Origin of the sequence: Tumebacillus avium, assembly GCF_002162355.1 — a bacterium.
Classification (GTDB): domain Bacteria; phylum Bacillota; class Bacilli; order Tumebacillales; family Tumebacillaceae; genus Tumebacillus_A; species Tumebacillus_A avium.
The window spans coordinates 2,267,763-2,282,479 of the sequence record NZ_CP021434.1 but is presented as its reverse complement, the minus strand read 5'-3'; the positions used below and the strand labels follow the sequence as shown (position 1 = coordinate 2,282,479).

10 protein-coding genes are annotated in these 14,717 nt (G+C 51.0%); 1 reads left to right on the top strand and 9 read right to left on the bottom strand.

What is annotated here, in order from left to right; all coding sequences use genetic code 11:
• Positions 1-2: 2 nt before the first annotated feature.
• The 4 genes from CBW65_RS10940 to CBW65_RS10925 all read right to left on the bottom strand — a co-directional run bounded on the left by CBW65_RS10940 (position 3) and on the right by CBW65_RS10925 (position 7,665).
• Positions 3-1,505 (bottom strand): spore germination protein, encoded by a 1,503-nt coding sequence (locus CBW65_RS10940; protein ID WP_232463481.1) that lies wholly within the window; start codon positions 1,503-1,505, stop codon positions 3-5.
• Positions 1,506-1,581: 76 nt separating this feature from the next.
• Positions 1,582-4,005, bottom strand: coding sequence for a bifunctional diguanylate cyclase/phosphodiesterase (locus CBW65_RS10935; RefSeq protein WP_087456840.1), 2,424 nt, complete (start codon positions 4,003-4,005; stop codon positions 1,582-1,584).
• A 40-nt stretch (positions 4,006-4,045) separates the two neighbouring features.
• Complete coding sequence (locus CBW65_RS10930; protein WP_087456839.1) at positions 4,046-5,989, bottom strand: LTA synthase family protein; 1,944 nt, start codon at positions 5,987-5,989, stop codon at positions 4,046-4,048.
• Positions 5,990-6,162: 173 nt separating this feature from the next.
• Positions 6,163-7,665 (bottom strand): malate:quinone oxidoreductase, encoded by a 1,503-nt coding sequence (locus CBW65_RS10925; protein ID WP_087456838.1) that lies wholly within the window; start codon positions 7,663-7,665, stop codon positions 6,163-6,165.
• 354 nt (positions 7,666-8,019) lie between these two features.
• Here CBW65_RS10925 and CBW65_RS24825 point away from each other — a divergent pair, with 354 nt between their 5' ends.
• On the top strand, positions 8,020-8,139 hold the full coding sequence (locus CBW65_RS24825) for a putative holin-like toxin (protein ID WP_157721890.1): 120 nt from the start codon (positions 8,020-8,022) through the stop codon (positions 8,137-8,139).
• 478 nt (positions 8,140-8,617) lie between these two features.
• Here the strand turns inward: CBW65_RS24825 and CBW65_RS24205 are convergent, their stop codons facing one another.
• The 5 genes from CBW65_RS24205 to CBW65_RS10905 all read right to left on the bottom strand — a co-directional run bounded on the left by CBW65_RS24205 (position 8,618) and on the right by CBW65_RS10905 (position 14,685).
• Positions 8,618-9,031 carry a hypothetical protein gene (locus CBW65_RS24205; protein WP_157721889.1) on the bottom strand — a complete coding sequence of 138 codons (414 nt, stop codon included), beginning with the start codon at positions 9,029-9,031 and terminating at the stop codon, positions 8,618-8,620.
• A 30-nt stretch (positions 9,032-9,061) separates the two neighbouring features.
• A complete protein-coding gene (locus CBW65_RS10920; RefSeq protein ID WP_087456837.1) occupies positions 9,062-10,534 on the bottom strand; it encodes an ATP-dependent nuclease in 1,473 nt (490 codons plus the stop codon).
• 68 nt (positions 10,535-10,602) lie between these two features.
• Positions 10,603-11,022, bottom strand: coding sequence for an AAA family ATPase (locus CBW65_RS10915; protein ID WP_087456836.1), 420 nt, complete (start codon positions 11,020-11,022; stop codon positions 10,603-10,605).
• 960 nt (positions 11,023-11,982) lie between these two features.
• Entirely contained in the window at positions 11,983-13,911 is a 1,929-nt protein-coding gene (locus CBW65_RS10910) for an LTA synthase family protein (protein WP_087456835.1), read from the bottom strand.
• A gap of 90 nt (positions 13,912-14,001) precedes the next feature.
• A complete protein-coding gene (locus CBW65_RS10905) occupies positions 14,002-14,685 on the bottom strand; it encodes a uracil-DNA glycosylase (RefSeq protein ID WP_087456834.1) in 684 nt (227 codons plus the stop codon).
• Between the last annotated feature and the right edge of the window lie 32 nt (positions 14,686-14,717).

The following is a 14,717-nucleotide window of genomic DNA, read 5'->3' as shown; positions in this document are numbered from 1 at the left end:
CGCTACTCCTCACCTGTCGGCCGCGTCAGGCTCCGCTTGGCTCTGGACACACCGCTGCGCTTCATCATGTAGTTCAGCGGCACGCGCAGGATGCTGTTGCTGATGTCGCTCCACGTGCGCGGCACCGGGCTCAGGTACGGCGTGCCAAGCGAGGTGACAGCCGACAGATGCGCCATCAGCCAGGCCAAGGCCAGCGCCTGCCCAAACATGCCGAGAAACCCGGCCGCAATGATAAAGACATAGCGGACAAAACGCGACGCGTTGCTCATCAGATAATTGGTCGGCAAAAAGGACAGCAAAGCCGAGATCGCGACCAGCACGATCAAAATGTTCGACGCCAGCCCGGCCTCCACCGCCGCTGTGCCGATGACAATACCGCCGACGATACCAAGCGTTTGGCCGATCTTGGACGGCATTCGCGCACCGGCCTCACGCAGCACCTCAATGGTCAATTCGATCAGCAGCACTTCGATCACCGGCGGAAACGGCACTTTCGAGCGTGATTCTGACAACAAGGTCAACAAGGCGGGCGGCAGCATCTCCGGGTGGTAGGTCAGCACCGACACATACGAAGAGGTGAGCAGCACGGTGATAAAAAAGCCGCCAAAGCGGATCGTGCGCAACAGCGATGCGGTCGTCCAGCGGTTGTACATGTCCTCCGGCGACATGAACATTTCAAAAAAGGAGGCCGGGCTGAGCACCGCTTCCGGCGAGCCGTTCATGATCACGGCGACACGTCCGTCGAGCAGGTTTTGAATGGCATGATCGGGGCGCGACGTGATCATAAATTGCGGAAACGGCGAGTAGGGCTTGTCCTCGATCATCTGTTTCAAGACGGCCAATCCGAAAAAGCCGGTGTACTCCACATTTTGCAGGCGATGGATCACCCGCTCCACATTTTCCTGATTGGCGAGGTTCTGCATGTAGATCACCGCCACTTCGTTGCGCGTATCGGTGCCGAGCATGAGCGTCTTGTGCTTGAGCTGCGGCGAGCGAATCCGGCGCTTGATCAGCGACAGATTGGTCTGCAGCGTCTCGGTGAACGCATCCTGCGGGCCGAGCACCGTCGTTTCGTTTTCGGTGGTGTCGATGCTGCGCTGCGGGGCGCTGAATGTGTTAATTTTCAGGATCAACCTGCGCTTGGGCAAGAGCAGCGCCGTCCAGCCGCTGACGATGTCGTGCACCAGCTTGGGCAGATCGTCGGACGGCACCAGCTCCGCCGTCTTTAACACATCCTGCACCGATCCGCCGCGCATGCGGGACAGCGGGTCGAGCACGAGGTTTTGCAGCACTTTAACATCAACCATCGTGGTCAGGTAGATCAGCGTGCCTGTCTCCTCGCCGATCTTCACCACCGTAAACTTCGCATCCTCGACGCCTTGCAGCTCCCCTTGAATGCTTTCTTTGGTCACCGCCCCTTTGTCCTCCGGGAACGTCGTATCCTTGGGGTCAGTGCCATGTGCAGTTTTTCTGGCCATTCCTCGCCACATGTCCCAAAACGCCATCCGACATCCCCTCCAATCCATTCCGAATTCCTATTGAATGTGGGTATTGTTTCCTAGACAGGCAGAAAAAAACCCCTCAATTCTGAGGGGTTTTCATAAACATCTGTTGGATTTCGTCTTGCGGGACGGGGCGCGAGAACAGATAGCCTTGGGCATCGTCGCAACCGTGGACTTTCAAGTATTCTTTTTGCGCTTCCGTTTCGACGCCTTCCGCCGTGACTTTCAGACGGAGGTTGTGCGCCATGAGCAGGATCGTGGTCACGATCGCCGAGTCGTTTTCGTCCGTCTCGATGTCGCTGACGAAGGAACGGTCGATTTTCAAACGGTCGATCGGGAATTTCTTCAAGTAGCTCAAGGAGCTGTACCCCGTGCCAAAATCGTCGATGCCGATCTGCACGCCGAGGCTCTTCAGCTTTTGCAGGGTCTGCAGCGACTGTTCGAGATCCATCGTCATGCTCTCCGTGATCTCCAGCTCCAAGTCGGCCGGGTCGAGCCCGGTCTCCTGCAAGACGTTTGCCACCGTGTCGAACAGGTCTTCACGGCGGAACTGGCGCATCGACAGGTTGACGCCCATGCGCAGTTTCGGCATGCCGAGCTCCTGCCAGCGCTTGTTGGTCTGGCAGGCGGTGCGCAGGACCCATTCGCCCAGCGGTACGATCAGCCCGGTCTCTTCGGCGAGCGGAATGAACTTGAACGGCGGCACGAGGCCCAGCTCCGGATGTTGCCAGCGCACCAGCGCTTCCACACCTTCGATCTGCATCGTCGCCAGGTTGATCTGCGGCTGGTACCAGAGCACGAATTCCTCGCGCTCCAGCGCTTTGCGCAGATCGGTCTCCAGCACCATCCGCTCATAGGCCTTGGTATCCATCGACGGGTCATACAGCCGGTAGCTGTTGCCATGTTCCTTGGCGCGGTACATCGCCGTGTCGGCATTGCGCAGCATCGACACCGCATCGTTTGCTTCACACGGGTAGAGCGCCACGCCGACCGAAGCGGTCAGGCGCACCTCATGCCCTAGCAACAGCATCGGCTGCTCGATCAGGCCGCACACTTCCTGCGCCTGCGCTTCCACGTCGGCGATCGTTTCGAGCCTCGGGAAGAGCAGCGTAAATTCATCGCCGCCAAGACGCGCCACCACCACATCACCGCCAAACGTTTCGGTCAGCCGGTCGCCGAGCGCCTTGATCATCTTGTCGCCAAAAATATGGCCGAGCGAGTCGTTATACGTTTTGAAGCGGTCGATGTCGAGCAGCATGATCGCCACGTGATAGTCCCCATCGACCGCTTCTTGAATCGCTTTGTTCAGCAGATCGAACGCCGTGCGGCGGTTCGGCAGCCCGGTCAGGTCATCGTGGTAGGCCATGTAGGAGATCGCGCGCTCCGCTTCCTTTTTCTCCGTGATGTCCTGCGCGATCACATAGACGCCGCCGACCGTCTCATCGGTCATGATCGGCACCAGGATAACCAGCATCTCGACGCGGTGTCCGGCCTTGTGCATGATCGAGACTTCCGCATGCTGCGGTTCGCCCTGCAGCACGCGCTGGTAGTGCTCTTCCGTCTTCTGCACATCTTCCGGCACGACAAAAGACATCACGTTCATCTGCAAAAGCTGGTCTGACGAATACCCGAGCAACTGCTCCGCCTTCGGATTGACTTCGATAAACGCGCCGGTCAAATCGACTGTGAAAATCGCATCCGGGTTGTGGTCGAACAGCGACTTGTAGCGGCGTTCGCTGTCATCGAGGCGGTTCCGGTGCTTAACCAGCCGCCGTTCCAGCACCGATGTGGCGATGACCACGCCCAGCAGCAGCAGTGTCACCCCGCCGATCAAGTAGGCGAGCAGCAGGTTGTCCATCGCCGTCACCGTCTTCATCGCTTGCCCGTCTGCGTGCGTAAACATCGCCGCCGCCATGCCGGTGTAGTGCATCCCGGAGATCGCGCCGCCCATCAGCAAAGCGCTGAACAGCTTGAGCCAGCCGCTCTTGAGGCTTGTCCCTTCCCCGCGCAGCAGATAGATCAGCGAAAGCGCGGCGAACGACGCCGCGACGGCGATCAGCACCGACGCGGCCACCAGCAGCGGGTCATAGGTCAGATGCGCCTGCATCTGCATCGCATACATGCCCGTGTAGTGCATCGCCGAAATGCCCGCTCCCATCAAGAGCGAGCCCAAGATCAGCTTCTTCAGCAGCAGGCGCGGGCGGCTGACCAGATACAAGGCCAGCCCCGACGCGACGATCGCCGGCAGCACCGACAACAGCACCAGCCACAACTGGTAGGTGACCGTCACTTCCATTTCAAACGCCAGCATCGCGACAAAATGCATCGACCAGATGCCAAACCCCAGCGCCATCGCTCCCCCGATACACCAGAACTTGCGCGCCGTGCCTTTCGCCTCCGTCACCCGGCTGCCCAAATTGATCGCCGTATACGAAGCGAGCACCGCGATCAAGATCGACAGCACGACGGTGGCCGTGTGGTACTTCCCCAATAGTTCATGCATGGATCAATTCTCCCTCGTCTCCCCCGAGACCGCTGCCCGGCTACCGGGAAGGGATCCCAAGCAGCGACGGCAGCGCATTCGTTTCGATAATAAAATCGGACATCCCAAACTCCCATTTGCCCCGCTGGTAATCCTCGATGCGGCAGGCAGAGAGCTCCGTTTGCCGTCCGGTCTTGCGGTCATAACACTTGCCTTGTTCATACGTGCCGTGCTTGCCCCCAATAAAAAACACATCGTCCGTCACAAACGTCCCCTGATCGGTATAATGACGGAACGCAGCATATCCGTTTGTGGCGTTGAGCAGATCCTGCCCGAAATAAAACATCTTGCGCCGGTCGAGCCCCAGCAGATTGGCCACCGTCGGATAAAAGTCGATCTGGCCGCCGGTGATATGCTTCACGCCGGTCTGCTCCTTGCCGGGCAGACGAATCAACAGCGGCACTTTGCGCAGTTCCAGCGTCTTGTGGTAGTCTAGCGGATCGCTCCGCTCCAAGAACTTCCAGACCTCCTGCGCTTTGATGTTGCCAAACGCAAAGTGGTCGCCATAGACGACAAGCAGCGTGTCGTCGAGCATCTTTTCCTTTTTCAGCGCCGCCAGCAGCTTCCCCAGCGCTTGGTCAGCATAGTGCTGCGCGTGCAGATAATCGGTAAACATTTTGGTGAATTTACCGGCCGGGATGTTCAGTTCCTTAAGTGAATCGGGAATCTCATACGTCGAATGGCCGGTCAGCGAGATCAGGTTGGCGAGCCAGGGCCCTTTTTGCGCTTTCATCTTCTGCACCGCCTGGCGGTACATCGACTCGTCAGACACGCCCCAGCCGATCAACTGGTCCTTCTTCATTTCATTTTGCGAGATAAAATGATCAAACCCTTCGCCCGGATACATCCCTTTGCGGTTGTAAAACTCCGGCTTGTACCCATGGAACACATACGTCGAATATCCGGCATCCTTGAGCAGTTTCGGCAGCGACTGGTATGTATTCTGCGGCTTCAGCACATAGGCCGAACCGGCGGGCAGCGCATGGAGTGAATTGAGCGTCATAAATTCTGCGTCTGACGTGATGCCGACGCCAATCTGCGTAAAATAGTTGTCAAAATACAAGCTGTCTTTGACCAGCTTGTTCAGATTCGGCGTGACTTCCTTGCCGCCGATCTTGCTGTTGATCAGGTAGCCTTGCAGGGATTCCAGCTGCACCATCAGCACATTTTTGCCTTTGGCGATGCCGTGCATCTTTTGCGGCTGCATGCGGTGCAACTCGATATAGCGCCGCAGTTCGGCCACCTTGTCCCCCGATGTGTCGAGCTCGTCGTTGCCGTAGTTCTTATACAGGTCGGCCATATGATAGCCCAGCACGCCCATCTGGCGCAGCACCGTATCATTGCTGTACAGGTTCTGGAAGACATCTTTGCCCTCCGCCTGCACGGTCGACCAAACGTTGGCCGTTAAGACCGAGACACTGACAGTCATTACAACTGTAGCATGAATAGCGCGCTTTTTAAATGAGTGCGCCGATTTCCAATTTTTCTGATGATCATAACGGGCATTGCGGATGGCGACCAGTGCGTACGGCACCAAAAACAGCAGGTCGCTGAGCAAAAGCAGATCCTGCAGCGAGATCAAGGTCAAGAGGTTGTCCGCCACGTTGTCGACCTGATTGGTCTGGCTGAGCATCGGCAACGGAATCACATTTAAAAAGTTGCGGAAATAGACCAGATCGGCAAACATCACAAACGTGATCAAGAGATCAAACAAGAGCAGCCCGATAAACCGCACCACAAACGGCAGCATCACCAGCCACCCGGACAGGAGCAGCAGCACGCAAAACGTCGACAAGACCACGCCCAGCGTCTCGCCGCCTAAGCCCAGCACCGTCTGCAAGGCGGCCAGCTTGACCACCAGAAACGCATTAAAGAAAAACAAGTCCCGATTCGCCTTCGAAAAGGCCCAGATCTTTTGCCACATCGACTGCCTGTTCACGCTCACACCAGATCCCCTTCCGTGCAGAAATTACTTCCTTTACGTTATGAGGACAAGGCTTAATACATACGGACAAATGCAAAAAAACGCCAGGCTGCCCGGCCTGGAAAAAGGAAAGGGACCCGTCAGGGTCCCCATTGATCCGATATGCTTGTATTTAGAGTGTATTTAGATTGTATTTAGATGAAAGCCAGTTCTTTTTCTTCGGTCAGACCAAGCGACTTCGCGGTCGCTTCATGAATCTCGTGGAACAGCTCCGGGTTGTCCACCAGCGACACGCCGTAGGACGGGATCATTTCCTTGATCTTCATTTCCCATTCCATCATGTGTTCCGGGAAGCATTTTTCCAACACTTCCAGCATGACGTGAACGGCGGTCGAAGCACCCGGCGAAGCGCCGAGCAGCGCAGCGATCGAGCCGTCGGCAGCACTGACGACCTCTGTGCCAAATTGCAGCGTGCCTTTACCGGCAGCTGTATCTTTGATGACCTGAACGCGCTGGCCCGCGACGACGATGTCCCAGTCTTCGATCTTCGCGTTCGGAATGAACTCTTGCAGTTCTTCCAGGCGCTTTTCATTGGAGAGCAATACCTGCTGAATCAGGTATTTGGTCAGCGCCATCTCTTTCATGCCTGCCGCCAGCATCGTGATCACATTGTTCGGTTTCACAGAACCGATCAGGTCAAAGTTCGAGCCGCTCTTCAAGAACTTCGGCGAGAAACCGGCAAACGGTCCAAACAGCAGCGTCTTCTTGTTGTCGATGTAGCGGGTGTCCAGATGCGGAACCGACATCGGCGGAGCGCCGACCTTCGCTTTGCCGTAGACCTTGGCGTGATGCTTCTCGACAACTTCGTCGTTTTTGCAGACCATAAACAGCCCGCTGACCGGGAAACCGCCGATGTGCTTCGACTCCGGGATGCCAGTCTTTTGCAGCAGCGGGAGACTTCCGCCGCCGCAGCCGATAAAGACAAACTTCGCCGTGTGGGTTTCGGTCTTGCCGCGCTCCATGTCGTGCACTTTCACTTGCCACAAGCCGTCGCTGGTGCGTTTGATGTCCTCAACGCTGTGCTTGTAGTTGACCTCGACGTTTTTCGTCTTCAAGTGGTCAAACAGCATCCGGGTCAGAGCGCCAAAGTTGACGTCCGTGCCGGAGTCAATTTTCGTCGCGGCGATCGGTTCGTTCGATGTGCGGCCTTCCATGATCAGCGGAATCCATTCTTGCAGTTTTTCAGGATCATCAGAGAATTCCATGCCTGCAAACAGCGGATTGTCGGACAGCGCCTCAAAGCGTTTCTTCAGGAAGTTCACGTCCGCTTCACCCTGCACAAAACTCATGTGCGGGATCGGCATGATAAAGTCCTGCGGGTTGCGAATCAGGTTGCTGTCGACCAGGTAAGACCAGAACTGTCTGGATAGCTGAAATTGTTCATTGATCTTGATAGCCTTGCTAATATCTATAGATTGATCGGATTTTTCAGATGTATAGTTGAGTTCACACAGTGCAGCGTGGCCTGTTCCGGCGTTGTTCCATTCGTTCGAGCTTTCTTCCCCTGCTTTGGCGAGTTTCTCAAATACTTTGATTTCCCATTCCGGCGCTAACTCTTTCAGCAAAGACCCCAAAGTCGAGCTCATGACTCCAGCACCGATTAAAATCACGTCTGTTTTGTTCTGTAGGTCGCTCATTTTTGATCTTCCTTATCTCTAGATATTTGCAAAAGGAGTACACCTTTTTCCGGCTACATCATTCCGTTTCATTTTCATAGTCTATTATACACATTGATATGTGATAACTTCTAGTCTTAACCCTGCCCCAGAATCGATTTTGTAGCTAGTAAATAGCGAGAGGAATCGCCTAGATTGTCAAATGCGGCAATTACAGGAGGATTTGGCAAATATCACTTTTCCTTTTGCCCTTAGTGGCAGCGAGCGCAAACGAGTGTTCCCCTTCAGATTCTCCTATGATAGAATACTAACAGCACAATTGAATAGGCTCCTCAAGGGTGATCGGCTCATCCCCTCACGAAAGGGGGTGAGAGAATGTCGACACATGAACTTGTTTCGCTCATGCTCCAGTTCGGGTTGTTCCTCGTAGCAGCTTTGACCTTGGTCGTGACGATCATGAAACATATGTTAGACAACCAAAACAAAAAGAAATAGATCGCCCTATGAGTTGGTAGCTCCTGCGGCGATCTATTTCGCAAAACAGCTATGAGCCGACACCCTTGCAGGGTATCAGTTGTGTCAAACGACCGTAGGTGTTCGAGCACCTATGGTCTTTTTTTATCCTATGCATTGCTTGTAGCCTTATTCTAGCACATGTATTGCATTTGCTTCAAATATCGTGTCCCATACAGGTCTGCCTGCGCATGCATGGTATTTCGAGTTCTCAGGTAACGTCACTGAGTGTGTCAATCACTCTGCTCCTGTTTCCAAGCTACAGAAAACATGTCGCGTGATGATATTTCGTTCTAGCACTTCCTACTATGTCTTCGGCAGCTCTCGATACATCTAACGCACGAGAGAAAAAGTCTAAACGGTTTCATATTGGCTTTTGAATTAGGATAATTGGACTTTGAGCGACAATGCTCTGCATTGTTCTCTTGGTCCACGATTTTTACAAAAACTAATTGTTCTGCTAACTCTCAGCCTTTGCTCCACGGCATATCTCAGAGCCCCAAAACAGGTTTTCCAATGTATATAAATGATCTTCTATCACTTTGTTGTCCTTGGTTAGTACTTCAGGAACAACATTTAACGCTTTAAAAATACCTGTGATGAAATCCGGATTGATCGGCCGATTTTTTATATTTTCAATCACTTTTACCGTAGATTTCCCATGTTGGCAATTTCGGCGATGCCATTCGTACGTAAAGCCTTGAATAATACGCAAAAAACGCAGATTCCCGGCTAGAGTCGAATTAATTTCCCTGAAGAAAACTATTTCAAATTGTCTAACCAAATGTATCTCACGATATAATCTAGCTGTCCTATAAAACAGACCTCCATTTGTCGTGGAGGTCTGTTTATTACAGTAATTAGTCAATAACAAGTGACAGCGTTTCCTCCCTGCTATTGACTATCATTCGTCGCTTTTACCAAAGAAATCAGAAATAACTTTAAATAGATCTGGAGGCGCCATTCCATCCTCATATGGGGTGCTTATATAGTTATCGGCTAAAAGATATTTATTTCTGTAATCGTCAACGAAACTATATATGTGCTTTTTTTGTTCTAGTGCTTCAATACTGTTGGGCTTTAATATAGATACTTCTCCTTTTACAACAGAGACATCTACCTCGTCATTAAAAGAAAACACACCTATTGCGTCTCTTTGTTCCATTGTTCCGTGGGTATTAATAGTTTCCTCTAATGCCTGATAAAATTTCTTAGGTTCCAGGCAATCCTCCATTTCAGTAGGCTTATGCTGTCCGCCATTTGTCAACCCGACTAATTCGACTTCATCTTTTGTATTAATTTGCATCCGAGCTATTTTCAGCTTTTTGCTCTTAGTCTCGCTAGGAATGTCAATGATGTTCATGGTATCATCTGTATCTATTAAACAAAGGACTTTTCCGTTAATAGCCCTATTTTCCTCCTTCTCTGAAAAAGGAACGTACATGTATTTGTAGAGTTTCACAACGTTTCCACATCCACCAACGGTGAATATTTTGAGATTTTCTACGTCCTTTAAATAATATTCTAAGTACTTCTTGTCGTCACTACCTTCACAAATAATCCAATTGGCCGCGTCTGCCCTCATAGAGCTTAATACAGACGATGAAAGTTCAAAATAACTCTTAATCATTACATCGTCTGGTAACTTCCCTCTTTTCTCAAAATAATTGTTGAGCTTATATGATTGTATTTTGATATTTTTCTCGTCTACCGTTTCTAAATGATGAAGATCCCCTGAATCAGTTATTGGAAGAGACCCATACCAATGTGTTGTAACAAGGATTTGGTTATTATCCGATAGCTTTTGTAATCTTTCGAACTGACTAAAGGCCCTTGAAATATGAAGTGAGTTCTCTGGTTCGTCTATCGCAAGTACAATGTTTTTCCTGTGACCCTTACTTTCTAAAAGAAAGGCTGTAGCAATATCGATAAGTGCAATTCTTTGTTCTCCGGAACTGAGTTCGTGAATTTCCTTTCTTTCTTTTTTTAAGGTTCGGATAGAAAAATAGGCTTCTAATATTTTTTTGCGTACATCGACAGAAGTTAAATTTTTCTTGAAAGTCCCCTCTACTTTAAATGCATATTTATCATCTATACTCCCAATGATCTCATTGATTGAATCAATATATTTATTGAGCGAAGAGTTTATGTAATCGATCACACTTATGTTTCGTCTTCCTTCACTGAATTTCTTTTGATTAAGTATTTGATCAATTTCATCAAGAATGTCTTTGTTCATCAACTCTTGCATTTCCCTATTTTCAATTCGAAGTATTTCACTAGGGCTGGTCTCAACCGGAATGTATAAGTACGAGTAATAGTTCTTTACAACATCTAATAATATCTTTTGATCAAATTTTTGTAACTCAGACGGCATCCTTCTGAGCAAGTTATCTCTAAAAGTTATAAAAGTTACCTCATTCTTATTTTGATAAGGTATACCTATTAAAAAAGGTAATAATCATCTGGTTTATAGTAATCTTTAAGCTCATCCCTAAATGTGAAGAATTTTTTGAATTCGTCTGTTTTTAGATTTATATGTATATCCGAACTGGATTCCCAAAAGTACGTACTCAGAAACTCAAGATAATCAATTGTCTCTTTGTTCAATTTCATTTCCGATTTAATGTGATTTTTCTCAATCAAGAAAAGTGGTGCTATGAATGTCTCATCATTTTTTCCATCTTTGTTTTTGTTCCAATACGCGTTATTGAAAAATGTATTTAGTGCTTCAAAAATAGAACTTTTCCCGACACCATTGTTGCCAACATAAACAGAATATCTATTCCGGTAATCACTGGATACCGGAATAAAGTATAACCCTTGGTAAATTTTATAGTGCCTGATGAAAAGACCTGCGATCATATAATTCACCCTTTTTGAGATAGTGGCGTGTAATCATTCAAAATTATAGCAAATAAACTATATCATACTCAAGAAAAAGCAAAAATATTTTTATATAAATTACGAAAAATCGATTACATAGAATTCATTTATCGAGAACGAGACGTAAATGAAACTTACGCTTTCTCTTTGAATCAATTGAACAGACGTTTCCCCAATCCCTACAGGGATGGCCGTGGTGCCAGTGCGTTCAACCTTGACCTCACACCCAAGGAAGAGTTAATACAGCACACCTGACAGCATCCGAAACGCTATTATACTTAAGTCCAATCCGTTGTTCCTACGGGAAGAATAATATTCAATGAGTTCACATGAACTAGCAGCCCCGCCCATAATCGACCGTCTGCAGCACAAAAAAGCTGCCGGGTTTCTCCGACAGTTAATCCATTCCGCACCGAGATAACGAGCGTTTCTCTCCAGAAGCTCATGCTCCAGTTCGGGTTGTTCCTCGTAGCAGCTTTGACCTTGGTCGTGACGATCATGAAACATATGTTGGACAATCAAAACAAAAAGAAATAGATCGCCCTTCGAGTTGGTAGCTCCTGCGGCGATCTATTTCGCAAACACCTATGAGCCGACACCCTTGCAGGGTATCAGTTGTGTCAAACCGACCGTAGGTGTTACAGCACCTATGGTCATTTTTTATCTTACGCACTCTTAACATCGTTATTCTAACACATCAAGCACGTCAAACTCAATTGCCGAGCTCAGGGCCCCCATTGGGGAGGGCGGGATATGCGGAGAGGTGAACTCTGAAAGCTTTACCCCTACCTCTAAAAGGTTTTCACGCTCTTACTTAATCAAAGGGTTCAAGTTTCACGTGAACCCGCAGCATGTCCCGCCCGGACCTCACCACCCAGCTTGGCAAAGCACCTATAAAAAAAGCTGCCGGGTTTCCCGGCAGCCTTCTGCTTTTAACAACTACTTCTGCATCACCTGCGGAATCGCGTCTCCTCTTACCAGCAGGTCGTTCATCTTCAGTTCCCACTTCGCCCGTTCAAATCCCGGACGGCACGTCTCGATCGGCAAGAGCGCCCCTTCGTTCGTGCGGTCGTGGCAGAAACCGTGTTCGAAAATCCCGTCCTGGCTGGCCAGATAGAACAGCTTATCGGTGGCAAACGTGTTCGGATTGGTGTACTGCCGGAACGCCGAGAAGCTTTCCTCCGGCTTCATGTTCACCAGATCCTGCCCAAAGTAGAACACCTTCTCTTTATCAATCCCCAGCATGTTGATCAGCGTCGGGAACAGGTCCATCTGTCCGGCCGGAATGTGGTACGTTCCGGCTTCCACACCTCCGGGGAGGCGGATGAACAGCGGCACCTTCTTCTGCTCGTGGTAGATGTAGTTATCCACCTCTTTGCCAATGCCCTCATACTTCCCGATCTCATGCTTGCTCAGCCCGTTGGCAAAATGGTCGCCGTACACCACGAACAGCGAGTTGTCCATGATGCCGAGCTCCTTCAGCTTGTCCATATACTCGCCAAGCGCCTTATCCGCATAATGCTGCGCGTGCAAGTAGTTGGTGAACAGTTCGCTGTACTGCCCTTCCGGAATCTCCAGCTCTTTTTCCTTCGCCGGAATCTTGTAATCGGTATGCCCCGACAGCGAAATGTAAAACGACATAAACGGACTCTGCTGCTTCGTCAGCACATCGAGCGACTGGTTGTACATCGTGCGGTCGGACGGCCCCCAGCCGATGATGTCATCGCGCTTGTAGTAGCTCTCCGAATAAAACTTGTCATAGCCTTCCGCCATATACATCACTTCACGGTTATAAAACTCCGGCTTGTACGTATGGAACACATAAGCCGCGCTGTAGCCGCTCTCCTTGAGCACCGTCGGCAGCGAGCGATAGTCGTTGTCCGACTCCTGCTTATAAATCGCGCCCGCTTCTGCCGGATACAGCGAGTTCAGCGTCATGAACTCGGCGTCAGACGTATTGCCCGTCCCGACTTCGACGAGGTAGTTGTCAAAATACATCGCTTCCTTGATCAGCTTGTTCATGTTTGGCGTCACTTCCTGGCCGTTCACCTTGCTGTTGATCAGGAAATATTGCAACGCTTCCATCTGCACAATGATCAGGTTCTTGCCCTTCGCCACGCCTTGCAGCTTCGGCGTCGGCTCCTGGCGGCGCTTGTCCATCCAGGCGCGCAGTTCCTGCAGATCCACTTCCTTCAACTGCTGGTCAGTACCCCCGCCAAAATACTGGTAGGCATCGACCGCGTGATAGCTCAAAATGCCCATGTGGCGCACCATCACGTTATTTGTGTACATCTCCGTGTACGCCGGTTTGCCGTACACTTTGACCAGCCCAACCGACTGCACCGACAGCAGCACCGCGCTCACCACCATCAGCAGCGCGACACTGCCGAGGCGCTTCGTAAACTTCGGCCCCTGCACGATCAGCAGCTTGCTGCCAAAGATGATCAAGAGCGGAATCAACAGCACCAGATCCACAACCAATAACAGATCCCACGCCGAGAACAAATTCTTGATCTCATTGGTCACCGTGCCGAGCTGCCCGGCCGTCTCCAGCATCGGCAGCGGGATGACCCGGCTGTAGTTGCGGTAGAAGAACAGGTCGGACAATATAATGAAGCTTACCGCCAGATCGACCACGATCAAGGCGCCAAAACGCACATATTTCGGCAACAGCACAAAAAGGCTGGTCAGCAGGAACAGGCCGGCCAGCGCCGCGACCCACTGCAGCGGCGACCCGATACCAAGGCCGATCCAGTAGTCCAGAACCATCATTTTCAACAGCAAAAAGCCATTAAAATAGAGCAGATCACGGTGATTGTAAGCAAAACCTTTCAAACGTCCCAAAAAGCTCTTCTCTCTCTGATCCATAGTCCGCGATCAGCCCCCTCTCTCTGTATCATTTCAAAAAACCGTTCCGGCAAGGAACGGTAGTCACTGGAAATCTGCTACATGCCTGTTTCATCTTTCATCAAGCAATTCACGAACTCTTTGAAATATCTCATACCACATCGCCTGCGTCAACTTGCCCGTATAAGTATTTTGCTGGCTCGGATGGTAGGATGCAACCAATGCCGGCAAACTGTCGTCAAACGTATAACATGCGCCGTGCGCAAAGGTCAGCCCTTTGACATCGTGCCCTTCTTCCTGCAAAAACTTCTTATAATTGTCAAACGCGATCTTGCCCAGCGCCAGCACCACCCGCTTGTCCGCGAGCAGGCGCAGCTCCTCCGTAAAGAACGGGCGGCAGGCTTTGATCTCGCCGGTGGTCGGCTTATTTTGCGGCGGTGCGCAGCGGACGATGTTGTTAATGTAGGCATCGACCAGTTGCAGCGAATCATCGCGATGCGTTGCGGCTGCCTCCGTGGCAAATCCAAACTCGTGCAGAGCTCCATAGAGCCATTTCCCCGATTCGTCGCCCGTAAACACGCGCCCTGTGCGGTTCGCGCCGTGGGCTCCGGGAGCGAGGCCGAGAATGATCAGCCGGGCGTTTGGATCGCCAAAACCGGGCACCGGGCGGCCCCAGTACGTCTCATCCTTGTACTTCGCTTTCTTGACCTCTGCGACTTCCTCACACCACTCCCGCAGGCGAGGGCAGGCTTCGCAGGAGATGATGCGTTCAGTCAGCTCATGTAAGTTCGTCATTTCCCTCTCCCCTTCCCGACCATTATACAGGA

What these genes read in the sequence shown, in the direction of transcription:
- CBW65_RS10940 (WP_232463481.1), bottom strand. Translation starts at nt 1,505, where the DNA reads ATGGCGTTTTGGGACATGTGGCGAGGAATGGCCAGAAAAACTGCACAT.
- CBW65_RS10935 (WP_087456840.1), bottom strand. Translation starts at nt 4,005, where the DNA reads ATGCATGAACTATTGGGGAAGTACCACACGGCCACCGTCGTGCTGTCG.
- CBW65_RS10925 (WP_087456838.1), bottom strand. Translation starts at nt 7,665, where the DNA reads ATGAGCGACCTACAGAACAAAACAGACGTGATTTTAATCGGTGCTGGA.
- CBW65_RS24825 (WP_157721890.1), top strand. Translation starts at nt 8,020, where the DNA reads ATGTCGACACATGAACTTGTTTCGCTCATGCTCCAGTTCGGGTTGTTC.
- CBW65_RS10920 (WP_087456837.1), bottom strand. Translation starts at nt 10,534, where the DNA reads ATGCCGTCTGAGTTACAAAAATTTGATCAAAAGATATTATTAGATGTT.
- CBW65_RS10915 (WP_087456836.1), bottom strand. Translation starts at nt 11,022, where the DNA reads ATGATCGCAGGTCTTTTCATCAGGCACTATAAAATTTACCAAGGGTTA.
- CBW65_RS10910 (WP_087456835.1), bottom strand. Translation starts at nt 13,911, where the DNA reads ATGGATCAGAGAGAGAAGAGCTTTTTGGGACGTTTGAAAGGTTTTGCT.
- CBW65_RS10905 (WP_087456834.1), bottom strand. Translation starts at nt 14,685, where the DNA reads ATGACGAACTTACATGAGCTGACTGAACGCATCATCTCCTGCGAAGCC.